Origin of the sequence: Streptomyces nanhaiensis, from assembly GCF_046614825.1 — a bacterium.
GTDB classification, from domain to species: Bacteria; Actinomycetota; Actinomycetes; order Streptomycetales; family Streptomycetaceae; genus Streptomyces; species Streptomyces radiopugnans.
Genome location: NZ_JBKJFM010000060.1, coordinates 1 through 17,263, shown reverse-complemented (window position 1 = coordinate 17,263; position 17,263 = coordinate 1). Strand labels below are relative to the sequence as shown.

Annotated in this window: 15 protein-coding genes, 1 rRNA gene and 1 riboswitch; of the genes, 3 read left to right on the top strand and 13 right to left on the bottom strand. The window is 71.3% G+C overall.

The genetic code is table 11. The features are described 5' to 3' along the window. Positions 1–27 precede the first annotated feature (27 nt). The gene (locus ACLIYP_RS15250) at positions 28–1,524 is read right to left on the bottom strand and encodes a glutamate--cysteine ligase (RefSeq protein WP_412713671.1); all 1,497 of its coding nucleotides are present in this window, start codon (positions 1,522–1,524) and stop codon (positions 28–30) included. A gap of 527 nt (positions 1,525–2,051) precedes the next feature. Here ACLIYP_RS15250 and ACLIYP_RS15245 point away from each other — a divergent pair. Both ACLIYP_RS15245 and ACLIYP_RS15240 read left to right on the top strand, forming a co-directional pair. Beyond that, a complete protein-coding gene (locus ACLIYP_RS15245; RefSeq protein ID WP_412713670.1) occupies positions 2,052–2,642 on the top strand; it encodes a hypothetical protein in 591 nt (196 codons plus the stop codon). A gap of 320 nt (positions 2,643–2,962) precedes the next feature. Then, the gene (locus ACLIYP_RS15240) at positions 2,963–3,169 is read left to right on the top strand and encodes a DUF5999 family protein (protein WP_412696857.1); all 207 of its coding nucleotides are present in this window, start codon (positions 2,963–2,965) and stop codon (positions 3,167–3,169) included. 109 nt (positions 3,170–3,278) lie between these two features. On the opposite strand, the gene gcvP is transcribed toward ACLIYP_RS15240, so the two are convergent. After that, on the bottom strand, positions 3,279–6,185 hold the full coding sequence (gene gcvP, locus ACLIYP_RS15235) for an aminomethyl-transferring glycine dehydrogenase (protein ID WP_412713669.1): 2,907 nt from the start codon (positions 6,183–6,185) through the stop codon (positions 3,279–3,281). Positions 6,186–6,380: 195 nt separating this feature from the next. Further along, positions 6,381–6,478: riboswitch (glycine riboswitch) on the bottom strand. 159 nt (positions 6,479–6,637) lie between these two features. On the opposite strand from gcvP, the gene ACLIYP_RS15230 reads away from it, so the two are divergent. Then, positions 6,638–7,015 carry a PRC-barrel domain-containing protein gene (locus ACLIYP_RS15230; protein WP_412713668.1) on the top strand — a complete coding sequence of 126 codons (378 nt, stop codon included), beginning with the start codon at positions 6,638–6,640 and terminating at the stop codon, positions 7,013–7,015. Here ACLIYP_RS15230 and ACLIYP_RS15225 read toward each other — a convergent pair. The 11 genes from ACLIYP_RS15225 to rrf all read right to left on the bottom strand — a co-directional run bounded on the left by ACLIYP_RS15225 (position 6,931) and on the right by rrf (position 17,257). Beyond that, positions 6,931–8,376: a DNA polymerase IV gene (locus ACLIYP_RS15225; RefSeq protein WP_412713667.1), complete on the bottom strand. Its 1,446-nt coding sequence runs from the start codon at positions 8,374–8,376 to the stop codon at positions 6,931–6,933. The two genes, ACLIYP_RS15230 and ACLIYP_RS15225, sit on opposite strands and share 85 nt — an antisense overlap. Before the next feature lie 101 nt (positions 8,377–8,477). Beyond that, the gene (locus ACLIYP_RS15220) at positions 8,478–9,077 is read right to left on the bottom strand and encodes a MerR family transcriptional regulator (protein ID WP_412696854.1); all 600 of its coding nucleotides are present in this window, start codon (positions 9,075–9,077) and stop codon (positions 8,478–8,480) included. 184 nt (positions 9,078–9,261) lie between these two features. After that, positions 9,262–9,735: a bifunctional nuclease family protein gene (locus ACLIYP_RS15215; protein WP_093658537.1), complete on the bottom strand. Its 474-nt coding sequence runs from the start codon at positions 9,733–9,735 to the stop codon at positions 9,262–9,264. Positions 9,736–9,809: 74 nt separating this feature from the next. Beyond that, positions 9,810–10,610 carry a transcriptional regulator FtsR gene (gene ftsR, locus ACLIYP_RS15210; RefSeq protein WP_412713666.1) on the bottom strand — a complete coding sequence of 267 codons (801 nt, stop codon included), beginning with the start codon at positions 10,608–10,610 and terminating at the stop codon, positions 9,810–9,812. A 21-nt stretch (positions 10,611–10,631) separates the two neighbouring features. After that, on the bottom strand, positions 10,632–11,441 hold the full coding sequence (locus ACLIYP_RS15205) for an FHA domain-containing protein (RefSeq protein WP_412713680.1): 810 nt from the start codon (positions 11,439–11,441) through the stop codon (positions 10,632–10,634). Positions 11,442–11,564: 123 nt separating this feature from the next. Next, positions 11,565–12,410: a DUF881 domain-containing protein gene (locus ACLIYP_RS15200; protein ID WP_412713665.1), complete on the bottom strand. Its 846-nt coding sequence runs from the start codon at positions 12,408–12,410 to the stop codon at positions 11,565–11,567. 7 nt (positions 12,411–12,417) lie between these two features. Then, the gene (locus ACLIYP_RS15195; protein ID WP_093658545.1) at positions 12,418–12,750 is read right to left on the bottom strand and encodes a small basic family protein; all 333 of its coding nucleotides are present in this window, start codon (positions 12,748–12,750) and stop codon (positions 12,418–12,420) included. Next, the gene (locus ACLIYP_RS15190) at positions 12,747–13,655 is read right to left on the bottom strand and encodes a DUF881 domain-containing protein (protein ID WP_412713664.1); all 909 of its coding nucleotides are present in this window, start codon (positions 13,653–13,655) and stop codon (positions 12,747–12,749) included. Before ACLIYP_RS15190 ends, ACLIYP_RS15195 begins: the two co-directional genes overlap by 4 nt. A 120-nt stretch (positions 13,656–13,775) precedes the next feature. Beyond that, a complete protein-coding gene (locus ACLIYP_RS15185) occupies positions 13,776–16,271 on the bottom strand; it encodes a sugar phosphate nucleotidyltransferase (protein ID WP_412713663.1) in 2,496 nt (831 codons plus the stop codon). A gap of 116 nt (positions 16,272–16,387) precedes the next feature. Next, a complete protein-coding gene (locus ACLIYP_RS15180; RefSeq protein ID WP_412713662.1) occupies positions 16,388–16,996 on the bottom strand; it encodes a CDP-alcohol phosphatidyltransferase family protein in 609 nt (202 codons plus the stop codon). Positions 16,997–17,140: 144 nt separating this feature from the next. After that, a 5S ribosomal RNA gene (gene rrf / locus ACLIYP_RS15175) occupies positions 17,141–17,257 on the bottom strand. Positions 17,258–17,263 lie beyond the last annotated feature (6 nt).

Below are 17,263 nucleotides of genomic sequence, written 5' to 3'. Positions count from 1 at the left end.
CCCGGAAGCGCTCCGGGCCGCCGCGGCCTACGGACCGGCCGGCCAGCCGTGCACCGGCTCCCCGGTGCGCACCAGCTCGCAGTAGCGCCGCACCGTCGCCGCCAGCGCCTTCTCCCGGTCCAGTCCGCCCTCCAGGGCCCGGTGGTAGGCGTCGGCCTGCCAGGACGCCCCGTTGACCCGGCGACGGCAGCGCTCCTCGACGACCGACAGATAGCGGTCCCGGTCACCGGGCTCGATGCCCCAGACGTCCAGGCCCCGGGCGGCCATCGGCAGCAGCTCCTCCAGCACCAGCCGGTCCACCGGTACGGCCGACAGCTCCCCGCCGCGGCCGGGGCGGGGCCACCACAGCCGGGCGTCCATGCCGTGGCGGCAGGCGGCGTCGAAGTTCTCGGCGGCGGCGGAGAACGGCATCCGGTTCCACACCGGGCGCGGGTCGTCGGCCAGTGCGCGCACCAGACCGTAGTAGAGGGCCGTGTTGGCCAGTACGTCGGTGACGGTGGGGCCGGCGGGCAGCACCCGGTTCTCCACGCGCAGGTGCGGCACCCCGTCGGCGACGCCGTAAACGGGCCGGTTCCAGCGGTAGACGGTGCCGTTGAGCAGCGTCATCTCGGCCAGCGAGGGGGTGCCTCCGGCGTCCATCACCTCCAGCGGTTCCTCGTCCTCGCAGATGGGCAGCAGCGGCGGGAAGTAGCGGCTGTTCTCCTCGAACAGCTCGTAGGCCGAGGAGATCCACCGCTCGCCGAACCAGGTCCGCGGCCGCACCCCCTGGGCGATCAGCTCCGGCTGCCTGGTGTCGGTGGCCTGGAGGAAGAGCGGGGGGCGGGACTCCCGCCACAGCTCGCGGCCGAAGAGGAAGGGCGAGTTGGCGCCCACGGCGACCTGGACGGCCGAGACTGCCTGGGCGGCGTTCCACACGTCGGCGAAGCGGCCGGGGGTGACCTGCAGGTGGAGCTGCACGGAGGTGCAGGCGGCCTCCGGGGCGATGGAGGACGAGGCGTACCTCAGGTGTTCCACGCCCTCGATGTCCAGGACGACCTCCTCGCCCCGGGTGGCCATGATCTGGTCGTTCAGCAGCGTGTAGCGGTCCGCGGCGGTGAGGTTCGCCGATACCAGGTCGTCCCCCGTGAGCGTCGGCAGAATACCGATCATCACAATGCGCGCGTCGACCTCGGCGGCTTTGCGGTCGGCGTAGGCCAGACCGGTGCGAAGCTCCTCGGCGAGCTGGTCCAGCACTCGCCCGGACAGCCGGTGCGGAAGGACGTTCACCTCGAGATTGAACTGCCCCAATTCCGTCTGGAAATCCCGGCTCGCAATGCGTTCCAGTACCTGCGTGTTCATCATCCGGGGCATCCCCTCGGCGTCCGCGAGGTTCAGCTCGATCTCCAGTCCCATGAGATCACGGGGGCGGTCGAAGCGCTGCTCGTCCAGCAGCCGCCGCAGTCCCTGGAGACACCGCTGGAGCTTGTTCCGGTATCGCCGGCGGTCGGACAGGGCGAACCCGCTGGCCTCGACCTTCTCGCCCATCGATGCGTCCCTCCTCGAGTGAACCGTGACCGGATGATGCCCCGCGGATGCGAGAGATAACGCCCCGTGCGACAGTGAGGGTCCGGTAAGCTGGACCCAGGCTTTCACGGGGCACATTCCCATGTCATACGTCGGGGATACGCAACCACCGCCGGTTCGCCGACATCCACCCGTTGACATCGGACCTGCGGATCCCGCCCGCAGGGAATAGCGAAAAGATACGGACGACCGCATAGTCAGCCGCTTTCCAGGTCAGCGGTCGGCCATCCGAGGACTCGCAGATGAAACACCGTCGGAAAATGTCCGGATGGCCTCTTGCCGGTAACATGCGGGACAGCTAGCCGAAACACTGGCTGAACAACCTTCGTATAAACTCCACGAAAGCGGCTGAGACGCGACCCGATGATGGGCGCGCATCCGCCGTCTCCCTCATTTCCGGCCTTCTTCACGGCCCTTCCGTACGCCGACAGCGCCGTCCGCGCCAGCAGCTGAGCACCACCGTGTCTCCGATTGAGAGGCGACCCACCATGCCCCTGCGTGTCCAACAGGCCCCGGCACCCGCTCTGCGCAGTGTGCACGCGGCCCTCGGTTCTCCCGCCGGCCTCCGAGGCGACGCCGCCCCTCCCGGCCTCCGGGCCCGGGCGGGCTCGGTGCGCCCGGACCTCTCCCTGCCGCTCCACGTGCTGGACGGGATCACCGCATCCGCCGGACCGCCCCGCACCAGGCTGACCGGCTGGCGCTTCCTGCTGCGGGACGCGCACGACGTGGTGGGCGCCGCCGACGCGATGCTCACGGCGGACGGCTGGACGTTCTCCCACTTCTGCGAGGGGCCGTTCGTCGCCTCCGCGGAGACCGCCCTGCACCGCGCCGAGACACTGCCGGTGACGTACCAGCCGCGTCTGCTGTCGATGCCGGAGCTCTACATGCTGACGCTGTGGCTGCGCGCCGGCACGGAGGCCGACGCCGCCGACGGCTCGCCCGCCCCGGCCGATCTGCTGGTGCCGCTCGCTCCGGCCCCGCCCGGGATCGCGGCGCACCGGCCGCAGCGCGTCGACGGCCTGCTGCCGCTGCTGACCCGGCGGCTGGTGCCCCCGCCCCTGCTGGGCACGCCCGCCTGATCCGCGACGGCGCGGCCCGGCGACGGGCGGAGGTGACGGTGGTGCCCCGCGGCCGTCCGGCCGCGGGGCACCACCGTCACCTCCGCCCTCTCGAACGACTGGTCGTCCACGGCTCCGGCATCACCCGAACGGATGCTTCTGGGCCGGGCGACCGCCTTCCGGGAGAGCGCGTCATCGGAACGTGAGGAGAGCCGCGGCGAAATCCCTGCGGAATCCCGGCCGCGGGACGACACTGGGGGGATCGACCGAGAGAGACGGGGGCGGTCGTGAACCACGCATCCAACCGCAGCACCACCACACCGCAGCGAAAGAACTCCACCATGTGTCAGCACCAACCGCCCTGCCCGTCAGCCGACTCCGCCGACCGGGAGGCCGCCCATCTCGTGGCGCACCACCCGGAGCAGGGCTGGAGCCTGCTGTGCAACGGCGTCCTGCTCTTCGAGGACACCGGCGAACTGCTGCCGGACGGGCAGGTCATCGCGCCGCACCGGCCGCTCGGCGCCGAGCACGTCACGACCGCCGCCTGACGGCGGGCGGGCGCCGCGCCGCGACACGGCCGCAGCACGGGGGACGGGCTCCCGCCCGCGCGGGCGGGAGCCCGTCCCCCGTCGGCGCCCGGCACCGGCCGGGGGCGGCTCAGCCGTCGTACTCGTCCATCGGGGGGCAGGAGCAGACCAGGTTGCGGTCGCCGTAGGCTCCGTCGATGCGCCGCACCGGCGGCCAGTACTTGTCGGCGGCCACGACGCCTGCCGGGAACGCCGCCTCCTCGCGCCCGTAGGAGTGCTCCCACTCACCGGCGAGCTGCGCGGCGGTGTGCGGGGCGTTGCGCAGCGGGTTGTCCTGCGCGTCCCACTCCCCCGAGGCGACCTTCTCGATCTCGGCCCGGATCGCGATCATCGCGTCGCAGAAGCGGTCGAGCTCCGCCAGGTCCTCGCTCTCGGTGGGCTCGATCATCAGCGTCCCCGCCACGGGGAAGGACATCGTCGGGGCGTGGAAGCCGTAGTCGATCAGCCGCTTGGCCACGTCGTCGATGCTGACGCCGGTGGCCCTGGTCAGCGGGCGGACGTCGATGATGCACTCGTGGGCCACCAGACCGCCCGGGCCGGTGTAGAGCACCGGGTAGTGCGGCTCCAGCCGCTTGGCGACGTAGTTGGCGCCGAGCACGGCCACCTGGGTGGCGCGGCGCAGCCCCTCGGCGCCCATCAGCCGCACGTACGCCCACGAGATCGGCAGGATGCCCGCCGAACCCCAGGGCGCCGCCGAGATCGGGCCCACACCGGTCTCGGGGCCGGCGGCGGGCTGGAGCGGGTGGTTGGGCAGGTACGGCGCGAGGTGGGAGCGGACGGCCACCGGTCCGACGCCCGGGCCGCCGCCGCCGTGCGGGATGCAGAAGGTCTTGTGCAGGTTCAGGTGGGAGACGTCCGCGCCGAACTTCCCCGGCTTGGCCAGGCCCACCAGCGCGTTGAGGTTGGCCCCGTCCACGTAGACCTGGCCGCCGGCCTCGTGCACGGCCGCGCAGATGTCGGTGATGTGCTCCTCGAACACACCGTGGGTGGAGGGGTAGGTGACCATCAGCACCGCCAGCTCATCGCGGTGCTCGTCGATCCTGGCCCGCAGGTCCTCGACGTCCACGTCGCCGTTCTCGCCGGTCCTGACGACGACGACCCTCATCCCGGCCATCACGGCGCTCGCGGCGTTGGTGCCGTGCGCGGAGGACGGGATCAGGCAGACGGTACGGCCGTCCTCGCCGTTCGCCCGGTGGTACGCCCGTACCGCCAGCAGGCCCGCGAGCTCTCCCTGGGAGCCGGCGTTGGGCTGGATGGAGACCTTGTCGTAGCCGGTGATCTCGGCCAGCCGCTCCTCCAGCTCGCGGATCAGCGTCAGATAGCCCTCGGCCTGCTCGGCGGGCGCGAAGGGGTGCAGTCCGCCGAACTCCGGCCAGGTGACCGGCTCCATCTCGGTGGTGGCGTTGAGCTTCATGGTGCACGAGCCCAGCGGGATCATGCCGCGGTCCAGCGCGTAGTCGCGGTCGGCCAGGCGGCGCAGGTAGCGCAGCATCGACGTCTCGGAGCGGTGCCGGTGGAAGACCGGGTGGGTCAGGTACTCGTCGGTGCGCAGCAGGGAGGCGGGCAGCACCTGGCCGGCGGCCTCGTCCAGCGCCTCGGCGTCCCCGGCCCCGGACTCCACGCCGAAGGCGCCCCACACGGCGGCGAGCTGCGCGCGTCCGGTGGTCTCGTCGCAGGCGATGCCGACGTGGTCGGCGTCGGTCAGGCGCAGGTTGACCCCGGCCTCGCGGGCGGCGGCGACGACCTCGGCGGCCCGGCCGGGCACCCGTGCGGTGACGGTGTCGAAGAACGTGCCGTGGACGACCTCGACCCCGCCCTCGCGCAGCCCCTGGGCGAGGACGGCGGCGTAGCGGTGGGTGCGGCGGGCGATGGCGGCCAGCCCGTCGGGGCCGTGGTAGACGGCGTACATCCCCGCCATCACGGCGAGCAGCACCTGGGCGGTGCAGATGTTGCTGGTGGCCTTCTCCCGGCGGATGTGCTGCTCCCGGGTCTGGAGGGCCAGGCGGTAGGCCCTGGCGCCGTCGGCGTCCACCGAGACACCCACCAGGCGGCCGGGCAGGCTGCGCGCGAACTTCTCCCGCACCGCCATGAACCCGGCGTGCGGCCCGCCGAAGCCCATCGGCACGCCGAAGCGCTGGCTGGACCCCACCGCGATGTCGGCGCCCAGCTCGCCGGGAGGGGTCAGCAGGGTGAGGGCGAGCAGGTCGGCGGCGACGGTGACGACCGCGCCCAGCCCGTGCGCCTCCTCGATCACGCCGCGCAGGTCGCGCACGGCGCCGGAGGCGCCCGGGTACTGCAGCAGCACACCGAAGACACCGCGCTCGGCGACCTCGGCGGGGATGCCGCCGGACAGGTCGGCGACGACGACCTCCACCCCGGTGGGCTCGGCGCGGGTCTCGATCACGGCGATGGTCTGCGGCAGGCAGTCGGCGTCGACCAGGAAGACGCCCTGCCTGACCTTGCCGACACGCCGGGACAGCGCCATGGCCTCGGCCGCCGCGGTGCCCTCGTCCAGCAGCGAGGCGCCGGAGGTGGGCAGCCCGGTCAGGTCCGCGACCACGGTCTGGAAGTTCAGCAGCGCCTCCAGGCGCCCCTGCGAGATCTCCGGCTGGTACGGGGTGTAGGCCGTGTACCAGGCGGGGTTCTCCATGACGTTGCGCAGGATGACCGGCGGGGTGAAGGTGCCGTGGTAGCCCAGGCCGATCATGGAGTCCAGCACCTGGTTGCGCCCGGCCAGGGAGCGCAGCTCGGCCAGGACCTCCGCCTCGCTGCGGGCGGCGGGCAGGTCCAGCGCCTCGGTGCTCTTGATCACCTCGGGCACGGCGGCGGCGGCCAGCTCGTCCAGCGATCCGTAGCCGACCTGCGCGAGCATCTTGGCCTGCTCACCGGCGTCGGGGCCGATGTGCCGCTCCTCGAAGGGAGTGCCCCGCTCCAGCTCCGCGAGGGAGGTGGCGGGAGGATTGCGGTCTGCTGTCATCTGGAGGCCTCCTGGTCTGCGCGACCTGCGAGGGGCACCGCGGCACGGGTGCCCGGACGGCCTCCCCCTCTGTCATCGCGACCTGAGAGCTTCACCGGCCCGCGTCCGCGGCCCGGTTTTCACCGTCGGTGAGGAGGGGCTGCGTCGTCGAGGTACACCTCGTCCGTCGTGGCCCGCCCTGCTTTCCAGAGTGACCTCACCCGCGCGGTACGTGAGCCTGAGAGATTCCGGGGAGGATTTGCTCCTTCGGCGCCTCCGGCACTGTCACCGGAGGACTCTCCCGCTCGGGGTCAACAGCCACTTCAGAGCCTACCAGCGCCCGGTGGCACCGGCCCGGCCGCGGCCCCCGCCGCCCTGCCCGGGTGGCCGATGCGCCGAATGTGCCGTTTCGTTGTTTGTGGCGACTGTTTGCGAGCAGGCGCCTCTTCGTGCGAGGAGTTGGAGGGACCGCCGTGCAGACCGACATCGACCCGCGGGATCTGATAGGCCTCAAGGCTTTCGACAGCGCAGGGCAGAAGATAGGGACCGTGGACGAGGTGTACCTCGACGACGCCACCGGTGTCCCCGAGTGGGCGGCGGTGCGCACCGGGCTCTTCAGCCGTGACGCCTTCGTCCCGCTGGAGCCCAGCGAGGTGGTGGAGGGGACGCTGAAGGTGCCCTTCGAGCGTTCCCTGGTGAAGGAGGCGCCGGACTTCGGCGTGGGCCGCCACCTCTCCCCCGAGCAGGAACTGCAGCTCTACCGCCACTACGGGCTGGGCGTGCCCGGCGCGGGCACACCCGCCTCCGACGAGGACATGACGTTCGGGCGGATCGCGGGCTCCGAGACCTGACCTTCCCACGGCGCGAGCGGCTCGGAGGGCTCCAGCTCCGGATCGTCCACCGCGAAGGTGCGCACCCGGCCCGGCGGCGACCCGGGCCGCTCGAACCTCACCGTGACCCGCCCCAGACCACTGCCCTGCACCCAGCCCGGCCCGTACCGCGCGTGCCGTACGTCCAGGCCGGGCATCCAGTGCCGTACCGCCTCCGTCTCGCTCCCGGAGCCCGCTCCGCCCCCGGTGGCGGGCGGAGCGGGCTCCGGCGGCCGGGCGCCGGACAGCCTCGCCGCGCCGGCCTGGGCGAACAGGTCCTCCTGGGTGAAGTCGGCCAGCCCGCTCACCCCGACCCCCAGCAACCGCACCCCGGCGGTGGTGTCCACGCCCTCGACGAGCCGGGCGGCCGCCTCCCTCACCACAGCCGGGTCGTCGGTCGGGCCGCGCAGCGTCTCGGAGCGGGTGAGCGTGGAGAAGTCGTAGCTGCGTACCTTGACCACCACCGTGCGCCCGGACCGCCCCGCGGCCCTCAGCCGCGCGACGCAGCGGTCGGCGAGCCGGGCGACCTCGGCCTGGATCCTGGCGCGGTCGGTGAGGTCGGTGTCGAAGGTGTCCTCGACCGAGACCGACTTGGCGTCGCGCTCGGCGACCACCGGTCGCTCGTCGATCCCCTGCGCCATCACGTACAGCGCTCCGCCGTGCGCCCGGCCCAGCAGCCGCACCAGCTCCGCCTCCCCCGCCTCGGCGATCTCGCCGACGGTGGCTATCCCCGCCCTGCGCAGGGTCTGGGCGGTGGCGGGGCCGACACCGGGCAGCGTGCGCACCGGCATCGGCGCCAGCAGCGCCCGCTCGGTACCCGGCGGGATCACCACCAGCCCGTCGGGCTTGGCCTGCTCCGAGGCGATCTTGGCGAGCATCTTGGACCCGGCCAGTCCCACCGAGCCGCTGAGCCCGGTGGCGGCACGGATGTCCCGGCGCAGCCGTTCGCCCGCGGCACGGGCGGCACCGGCCGCCCGCCGCCCCGCCTCTCCTGCCGCCCCGCCCGCCTGGAGGTCCACGAACGCCTCGTCCAGGCTGAGCGGCTCCACCAGTGGCGACAGCTCGCGCAGCAGCCCCATCACCACCTCGCTGACGCGGCGGTAGAGCCCGAAGCGGGGGGTGAGGTAGGCGGCGTTCGGGCACAGCCGACGGGCCTGGGCCATCGGCATCGCCGAGTGCACCCCGAAGACGCGGGCCTCGTAGGAGGCGGTGGCGACCACCCCGCGCGGCCCGAGGCCACCGACGATCACGGGCTTCCCGCGCAGGCTGGGCTTGGCCGCCTGCTCCACGGCGGCGTAGAAGGCGTCCATGTCCAGGTGCAGGACCGTCGGTGTCCCTCTCACACCCGTGATGCTGCCCTACGCCTCTGACAGGGGCGACCGCGGCGTCCGCCGGCCGTGCCCCGCCGGGCCGCACCGGCGGCGGTCCGGCCGCCGTGTCCGGATCACCCCGCCCGGTTGCGGCGGCGCGCCAGCTCGTCGGCCGGATTGTCCCCGACGATCGTCTCCCCGGTGTCGACCCGCTCGGCGTGCAGCTGGGACAGAGCTGCCTCGACGTCCCGCCACACCACGCCGACAGCGATCCCGAAGACCCCCTGACCGCCCTGGAGGAGATCGACGACCTCGTCGGGCGAGGAGCACTCGTAGACCGTCGCGCCGTCGCTCATGAGCGTCATCCGCTCCAGGTCCTCGACCCCGCGCGAACGCAGGTGCTTCACGGCGGCACGGATGTTCTGCAGTGACACCCCGGCGTCCAGAAGCCGTTTGACGATCTTCAGCACGACCACGTCGCGGAAGCTGTAGAGCCGCTGGGTGCCCGAGCCGTACGCCGGGCGGACGCTGGGCTCGACCAGGCCGGTACGGGCCCAGTAGTCCAGTTGCCGGTAGGTGATGCCCGCGGCCGCGCACGCAGTCGGGCCCCGGTAGCCGATCAGCCCGGGGGCGGCGCCCTGTGCGGCGGGGGCGGACCGGGCGGGGGGCCGTATGGAGGATCCGCGCAACGGATACGGATCGCCCGCCGCCCTGCTGTCGCCGGTGCTGCTCACGCCGACCCTCCGTCCTTCACGTCCCGCGGATATGCCCGGGACCTGCCCAATCGACGGTAGGCAGTCACTCGGGGTGCGTCAACGATCGCCACACTCGGCACGCCGAGTGATAATCACCCAAGGAGTGGTTTCGCGTGTCCCCGTCGCGGGAATGGGTGCCGGAATGGCCTGGCGCCGACGGCGCTCACTGGTTGCTGGTGCCGAAGTCCTCCGGAGAGATCTGGTCGAGGAACTCGCGGAACTTCTCCACCTCGTCCTCCTGCTCGTCCGGGATCGCGATCCCGGCGTCGTCCAGCACACCGTCGCTGCCGTAGATCGGCGTCCCGGTGCGCAGGGCCAGCGCTATGGCGTCGGACGGGCGGGCGCTCACCTCCACACCGCTGGCGAAGACCAGCTCGGCGTAGAAGACACCCTCTCTGAGGTCGGTGATCCGCACGGCGGTGAGCTCCTGGCCGACCGCCTCCAGGACGTCCTTGAACAGGTCATGGGTCAGCGGGCGAGCAGGCGTCATGCCCTGCTGGGCGAAGGCGATCGCTGTCGCCTCCCCCGGACCGATCCAGATGGGAAGGTACCGGTCGCCTCCCACCTCTCGCAGGAGAACGATCGGCTGGTTGGAGGGCATTTCGACCCGGACACCCACAACGTCGAGCTCGTTCACACAGCAACCCTAGGACGTGCGCGCCCCCTTTGGGTAGTCGGGCGCCCCGCGACCTGCCCATCGCCGGTGCGAAGTCAGCGCGGCCGCGCCTTCAGCGCCGACTGCACCAGGGCCGCGTGCAGCCGTACGGCCAGCGTCGCCAGTTCGCGTGCGGTCGTCTCCGCGTGCGCCCTGGTCTGGGGGTTGCGGTGCCGCCGCAGCGGCGCCACGACCTGCTCGACCAGCCCCGCCTCCCGCTCCGCGGAGGCCTTCACCACCCGCAGGTGCCGCGGCTCCAGACCGTGCCGGCCCAGGTCCGCGACGATCCGGGCGATGGCGACGGCCTCGGCGTCGTACCCGCCGTCCCCTCCGGGGCGGATCAGGCCGTACGACTCCCACTCCGCCAGCTGCTCCTCATCCGCCTCCGCGGCGGCCAGGAGCTCCGCGCGCCCCACCCGCGCCGCACGGGGACCCTCCGTGCCGGCGGGACCGTCCGTGCCGTGGTGGGCCGGGGAGGCGGCCGAAGCCCGGTCCCCCTCCGGCGCGTCGAACGGGTCGATGGCCTCCGACGGCCTCGCCGGGCCGGGCAGGGCCACCTCCTCGCCGCGGTCGAGCGCGTCGAGCTGCTCCTTGATGACCCGCAGCGGCAGGTAGTGGTCGCGCTGCAGGCGCAGCACCCGGCTCAGGCGCTCCACGTCCGCCGCGGTGAACTTGCGGTACCCCGACGGGGTCCGCTGCGGCTCCACCAGCCCCTCGGACTCCAGGAAGCGGATCTTGGAGATGGTCACCTCGGGGAACTCGTCCCGCAGCAGGTTGAGCACGGCGCCGATGCTCATCGGAGCGGACTTCGCGGCGGCGGTGCCCCTGCGGGCACCGCCGGACCGTGATTGCAGCATGGACGCCCCCGGGGCGGTGGGTCAGACGGTGCGCTGGCTCGCGAAGAAGACCAGCCGGTACTTCCCGATCTGGACCTCGTCACCGTTGTTGAGCACGACCGAGTCGATCCGCTCGCGGTTGACGTACGTGCCGTTGAGGCTGCCGACGTCGGCGACGGTGAACCGGCCGTCCGGGCCGCGCCGGAACTCCACGTGGCGGCGGGAGACGGTCACGTCGTCCAGGAAGATGTCGCTCTCGGGGTGGCGGCCCGCCGTCGTCAGCTCGCTGTCCAGCAGGAAGCGGCTGCCGGAGTTCGGCCCCCGGCGCACCACCAGCAGCGCCGAGCCCATCGGCAGGGCGTCCACGGCGGCCTGGGCCTCGGGGGACAGTGACGGCAGGGCCGTCTGCCCCGTCATCTCGGCGTCGTAGGCCTCGATGCCCGAGATCGAGATGGTGGAGGTCGTCTCCGAGGAACGCTCGGGTACGGCGCCCCCTCGCAGCGGCGCTCCGCAGTTGGAGCAGAACCGGCTCGCCTCGGCGGCGCGGTTCCCGCACCTCGCACAGACCGGCAAGTCGGCTCCTCCACCCGTACTCGAGGCTGATGGTGCCTCGGAACCTATGGGGCCGGACGCTCCCCGGTCAACAGAGACAGGGCCGTGGCCACCCGAATTGTCGCCGGGCGCGACCTCGTCACGGAAGAGCGGGCGTTCCGCCCCCTCGGCGGCGGACTCGCCGCCGCGCGGCGCACGGTGCCGGGCGCCCTCGCCGGCGTCCTGGCGCTTGCCGAACAACTTCCCAAGAAAACTCACGGGCGATTCCCCTCGCACGAAACAGACCCGCCCGTGGGGCAGGACAGACCCTCGATGCTCACGGTGGCCGAACCGGACGCCCTCACAACGTCCCTGGCCTTCGGACAGTTTCCCTTACCCGCAGGCCGGCAAGCGCGCCGACCCCCGGTTTCTTCACGCGTCGGCTCACTGCGATGACGACTGAGCGTAGTCAGGCCGCTTCGCCGATCGCAAGGCATCCACGACGATCTTCTCTGAACGGGTTATGGACACGGTGGCCTGCTCCTTCTCCAGGGACTGGACGACACCGCCCGGGATGTTGAGCGCCGGCTCGAGATCCTGCGGCACGCCGATGACCTCGAAGCGGTAGGGCGAGGCCACCTTGCGGCCGTCGATCCTGATACCGGCGCCGCTGTCGGTGAAGTGGGTGCTCGTCACCACCCGCACTCCGTTGACCTCGATGGCCTCGGCACCCGCGGCACGCAGCTCCTGGATCGCGTCCAGCAGCATGTGCGCCTCGACCGTGCCCGCGGCGTCGTTCACCGTCATCCGGATACCCGGCCCCTCGGCCGCGACCGTACCCGCCAGCACGCCCAACTGCCGTGCCCTCTCCTCGGTCTGCCGGCGCGCCTCCTCCGCCTGGTCCGAGCTGTTCTCCAGTTCGGACTTCTGGTTCTCCAGCTTCCCCCTCTCCTCCTCCAGCCGCTGGGTGCGGCTGTCGAGCTCGTCGAGGATCCGCACCAGGTCCTCCTGCCGCGCACCGCGCAGCGGGCTGTTCTCGCTGGTGGAGCGGACCTGGATGGCGAGTCCCAGCCCGAGGACGAACAGCAGCAGCGCCACGGTGAGTTGGTTGCGGTTCACCCGCGGTGGCCACAGCCCGCGGATCAGCCGTTCGCGTCCGCCCGGAGAGGGCCTCTCGCCGGCCGGGGCAGCCGGCCCGGAGGGCCCGGCGGGCCCCTCCGGCGCCGCTGCGGCCCCGTTCCGCTCCTCCTCCGGGTCGATGCCCTGCGGTGTCGTCCTGTCGTCGCTCATCGCTCACTCACGCCCGGAACACATGCCGCCGGATGGCGGCGGCATTGGAGAAGATACGGATGCCCAGCACCACCACGACGCCCGTCGACAACTGCGCGCCGACGCCCAGTTTGTCACCGAGGAAGACGATCAGGGCCGCCACCACCACGTTCGACAGGAAGGACACCACGAAGACCTTGTCGTCGAAGATGCCGTCCAGCATCGCGCGCAGTCCGCCGAAGACCGCGTCCAGCGCCGCCACGACGGCGATCGGCAGATAGGGCTCGACGACCGTCGGCACAACGGGACGGACCAGGAGTCCGGCCACGACTCCCACGATGAGGCCCAGAACGGCGATCACGATGTGCTGCCCTTTCCTGTCTTCACGGGCTCTGCCGTACGAACGGTGAGACTGGGCGCGGCCGGCAGCCGCACCCTGTCCTGGACGGAGATGCCGGTGCGGATGCCGTAGTTGTCCTGGAGCACGTCCAGGTACCGGCCGTCGATGCTGTCCTGGAAGGCGTCGCTCAGCTCCTGGCCGTCGCCCACCGCGAGCAGGGTGTACGGCGGCACCAGCGGTTTGTTGTCGACGAGTATGGCGTCGCCGGCGGCGCGGATGGCGGACAGGGCCGTCAGCCGCTGCCCGTTGACCGAGATCGCATCCGCCCCCGACTCCCACAGCCCGTTGACGACCCGCTGCAGGTCCCTGTCCCGCACCCGCCCGGTGTCGGCGAAGCCGTTGCTCTGGCGGGGTCCGCCGCCCTCGCCCGGCCCGGAGTCCTCGGCGTCGTCGACGACGAGCCTGATCCCCGGCCCTTCGACCGGCACCGCTCCGGCAAGCAGCGCGACCACTTCGCCGCGGTCGCCACCGTGTTCCTGGAGCGCCTCGCGCTGCATCGCCGCGACCTCCTCGCGGAGGCCGTCGACGCGGGTCTGCAGGCCGTCGGCGTCCCGGCTGCCGTCCTCGATCCGGTCGATCAGCTCCTGCCGCTCCCGCGCCTCCGTGGGCGCCTCGAAGCGCGCCTGGGCGGCTCCCAGCGTGACCACCAGCGCGGCCAGGACCAGACCGGCGGCCAGGACGAGCTTCCCGCGCAGTGTGCGGGGCAGGCCGGACCGGCCCTCGGCGCCGCGGCGGGCCGCCGCTTCCGCGTAGCCGTCGTCGAGGCTGTGCTCCATCACATTGGTGAGCAGCGACATGGAGGCATCGGGTCGCGCAGGCCTCGAGGGGGTGCTCCGTACGGGGTGCTGCTGCGACATGCCGCACATCGTCGCACGTCGAGGGCCGTACCGCCGAACGGGGCCTCCACAGCGCCGGAGCGCGTCCGTTCGGCGGTACGGTACCGCGGTTCCCCGGGGCCCTCGGCACCCCGGGGAACCGTCGAGCCGTCAGCGTCCGGCGCTGTCGACCACCGCCGACCACTCGTCGAGGAGTGCCTGCGCGGAAGCGTCGTCAGGCCCCTCGGCCCACAGATGGGTGACCGCCTCGGCCGGATCCGGCAGCACCATGACCCAGCGCCCGTCGGACTCCACCACGCGCACGCCGTCGGTCGTGTCGACGAAACGTTCCCCCGCGGCTTCGACGACCCGGCGCATGACCAGGCCCTTGACCGCCCAGGGGGTGGCCAGGTCGCGGCGCAGCACATGGGCCTGCGGGATACGGGCGTCGATCTGGCTCAGGGTGAGCTGGGTACGGGCCACGAGTCCGAGCAGGCGCACGAAGGCCGCCGTACCGTCGAAGACACTGCTGAACTCGGGCACGATGAACCCGCCCCGGCCGTCGCCGCCGAAGACGGTGGCCTCGTCCCGCCCGACCCTGGTGAGATCGTCCGGCGAGGTCGTGGTCCACTCCACCTGGGTGCCGTGGTAGGCGGCCACCTGCTCGGCGATGCGGGTGGTGGTCACCGGCAGGGCGACCTTTCCGCTGCGCCGCTCCGCGGCGATCAGGTCGAGCATCACCAGCAGCGCCCGCTGGTCCTCGATGATCGTGCCGCGTTCGTCCACGAGGGAGAACTTCTCTCCCACGGGGTCGAAGCGGACGCCGAAGGCCGCCCGGGCCGACGCCACGATCTCCCCCAGCCGCACCAGCCCGGCACGGCGGGTGTCCGCGGTCTCCGTCGGCCGCGACTCGTCCAGCCCCGGATTGATCGTCAGCGAGTCGACGCCGAGCCGGCCGAGCAGACTGGGCAGGACGAGGCCGGCGCTTCCGTTGGAGGCGTCCACGACGACCTTGAGACCGGACTCGGCGACACCGCTGGTGTCCACCGCCCGCAGCAGCGTCCCCGTGTAGGAGTCGAACACGCTGGCCGGGAAGCTCAGGTCTCCGATCTCTCCCGGGAACGCCCTGCGGTACTCCTGGCGGGCGTAGACACGGTCCAGCTTGCGCTGCCCCGCCTGGGAGAGGTCGGCGCCCCGCTCGTCGAAGAACATGATGTCGACGGAGTCGGGGACGCCCGGCGTCGTGCGGATCATGATGCCGCCGGCGCTGCCTCTCGCGGTCTGCTGCCGCGCCACCGGCAGCGGGACGTTCTCCAGGTCCCGGACGTCGATGGCGCTGGCCTGGAGCGCGGAGATCACCGCACGCTTCAGGGCGCGCGCGCCCCGGGAGTGGTCGCGGGCCGTGGTGACCGTCGACCCCTTCTTCAGCGTCGTGGCGTACGCCCCTGCCAGCCGTACGGCCAGCTCCGGCGTGATCTCCACGTTGAGGATGCCGGAGACGCCGCGGGCGCCGAACAGATGGGCCTGGCCTCGCGACTCCCAGATGACCGACGTGTTGACGAAGGCGCCGGCCTCGACCGTCTTGAAGGGATAGACCCGGACGTTGCCCTGGACGATGGACTCCTCGCCCACCAGGCACTCGTCACCGATGACCGCGCCGTCCTCGATCCGGGCGGCGCGCATCACATCGGTGTTCTTGCCGATGACGCAGCCGCGGAGGTTGGACTGGGGGCCGATGTAGACGTTGTCGTGAACGACGGCCTTGTGCAGGAACGCACCGCTCTTGACCACCACGTTGGAGCCGACGACCGTGTGCTCCCGCAGTTCGGCGCCGGCCTCCACCTTGGCGTAGTCACCCACGTACAGCGGTCCGCGCAGCACCGCGTCGGGGTGGACCTCCGCGCCTTCCGCGATCCAGACCCCCGGAGAGATCTCGAATCCGTCGATCTCGACGTCGACCTTCCCCTCGAGGACGTCGGCCTGTGCCTTCACATAGCTCTCGTGGGTGCCGACGTCCTCCCAGTAGCCCTCGGCTACGTAGCCGTAGATCGGCTTGCCCTCCTTCATGAGCTGCGGGAAGACATCACCGGACCAGTCCACGGGAACATCGGGGTCGACGTAGTCGAAGACCTCCGGCTCCATGACGTAAATGCCGGTGTTGACGGTGTCGGAGAAGACCTGGCCCCAGGTGGGCTTCTCCAGGAACCGTTCGACTTTCCCTTCGTCGTCGACGATGGTGATGCCGAACTCCAGCGGGTTGGGCACCCTCGTGAGACACACGGTCACCATCGCGCCGCGCTCTCGGTGGAAATTGATGAGTTCGGTCAGGTCGAAGTCGGTGAGAGCATCACCGGAAATAACGAGGAAGGAGTCGTCCTTGAGGGCTTCCTCTGCGTTCTTCACGCTGCCCGCGGTACCCAGAGGCTTTTCCTCGTTGGCGTAGGTGAGCTCCATTCCGAGCTCCTCGCCGTCACCGAAATAGTTCCTGACCAGGGAGGCCAGGAACTGTACGGTCACCACGGTCTCGGTGAGACCATGCCGCTTGAGCAGCCGTAGCACATGCTCCATGATGGGCCTGTTGGCCACTGGCAGCAGCGGCTTGGGCATACTCGCGGTCATCGGGCGAAGGCGGGTGCCTTCGCCACCGGCCATTACGACGGCCTTCATGTCGGAAGCGTCCTCCTTGAAGAGACGACATACATGCCGACTGTGCCCGGCCGAAGAGACCCGTGAATCTGTTAAAGGGCCACTCGGGTCTCGCAGCCCCCGACGAGAGTCAGGGCCTAGTCGGCTGCGGCGTCCGCCTTGACAAGTCGGCGGACTTGAACCACATAGAGGATTCCTGCCCACCAGTACAGGGTTGTACCCCAGCCTGCGAACGCCCATCCGAAAATAGCAGCCAGTGACGGAAGCCACCCGCTTCCGTCACTGAGCAGCAGCAGCGGGAAGGCATACATCAGGTTGAAGGTGGCGGCTTTCCCCAGGAAGTTGACCTGTGGTGGCGCATACCCGTGGCGGTCGAGGACCCAGACGGCGATCAGCAGCATGAGCTCACGCGCCAGGAGCAGCCCAGTGAGCCAGAGCGGGAGGATGCCGCGCCACGTCAGTCCGACCAGGGTGGAGAGGATGTACAGCCTGTCGGCGGCCGGATCGAGGATGCGGCCGAGACCGCTGACCTGGTTCCAGCGCCGGGCGAGTTTGCCGTCCAGGTAGTCGCTGACGCCGCTGAGCGCGAGCACGAGCAGCGCCCAGCCGTCGGCGTTGGGGCCTCCGAACTCCGGCCAGAGAATCAGCCACAGGAAGAGCGGCACTCCTACGAGCCGCGCCATGCTGAGGATGTTGGGGATGGTGAGGACACGGTCCGTCTGGACGCGTGTCTTCTGGGCCTCCACCCGGGACCTCCTGTGAGTCCGTGCCAACGATGCTTCCTGACCTTACCCGCAGCGCGACGCCGGAGAGGGAAGGGGGTCCGGGGAGCGGGGCAGAACGCGAGAAAGCCCTGCCGGGAACCCGGCAGGGCTTTCTCTCCACAAATCGTTCGGCGGCGTCCTACTCTCCCACACGGTCCCCCATGCAGTACCATCGGCGCTGAAAGGCTTAGCTTCCGGGTTCGGAATGTAACCGGGCGTTTCCCTCACGCTGTGACCACCGAAACACCA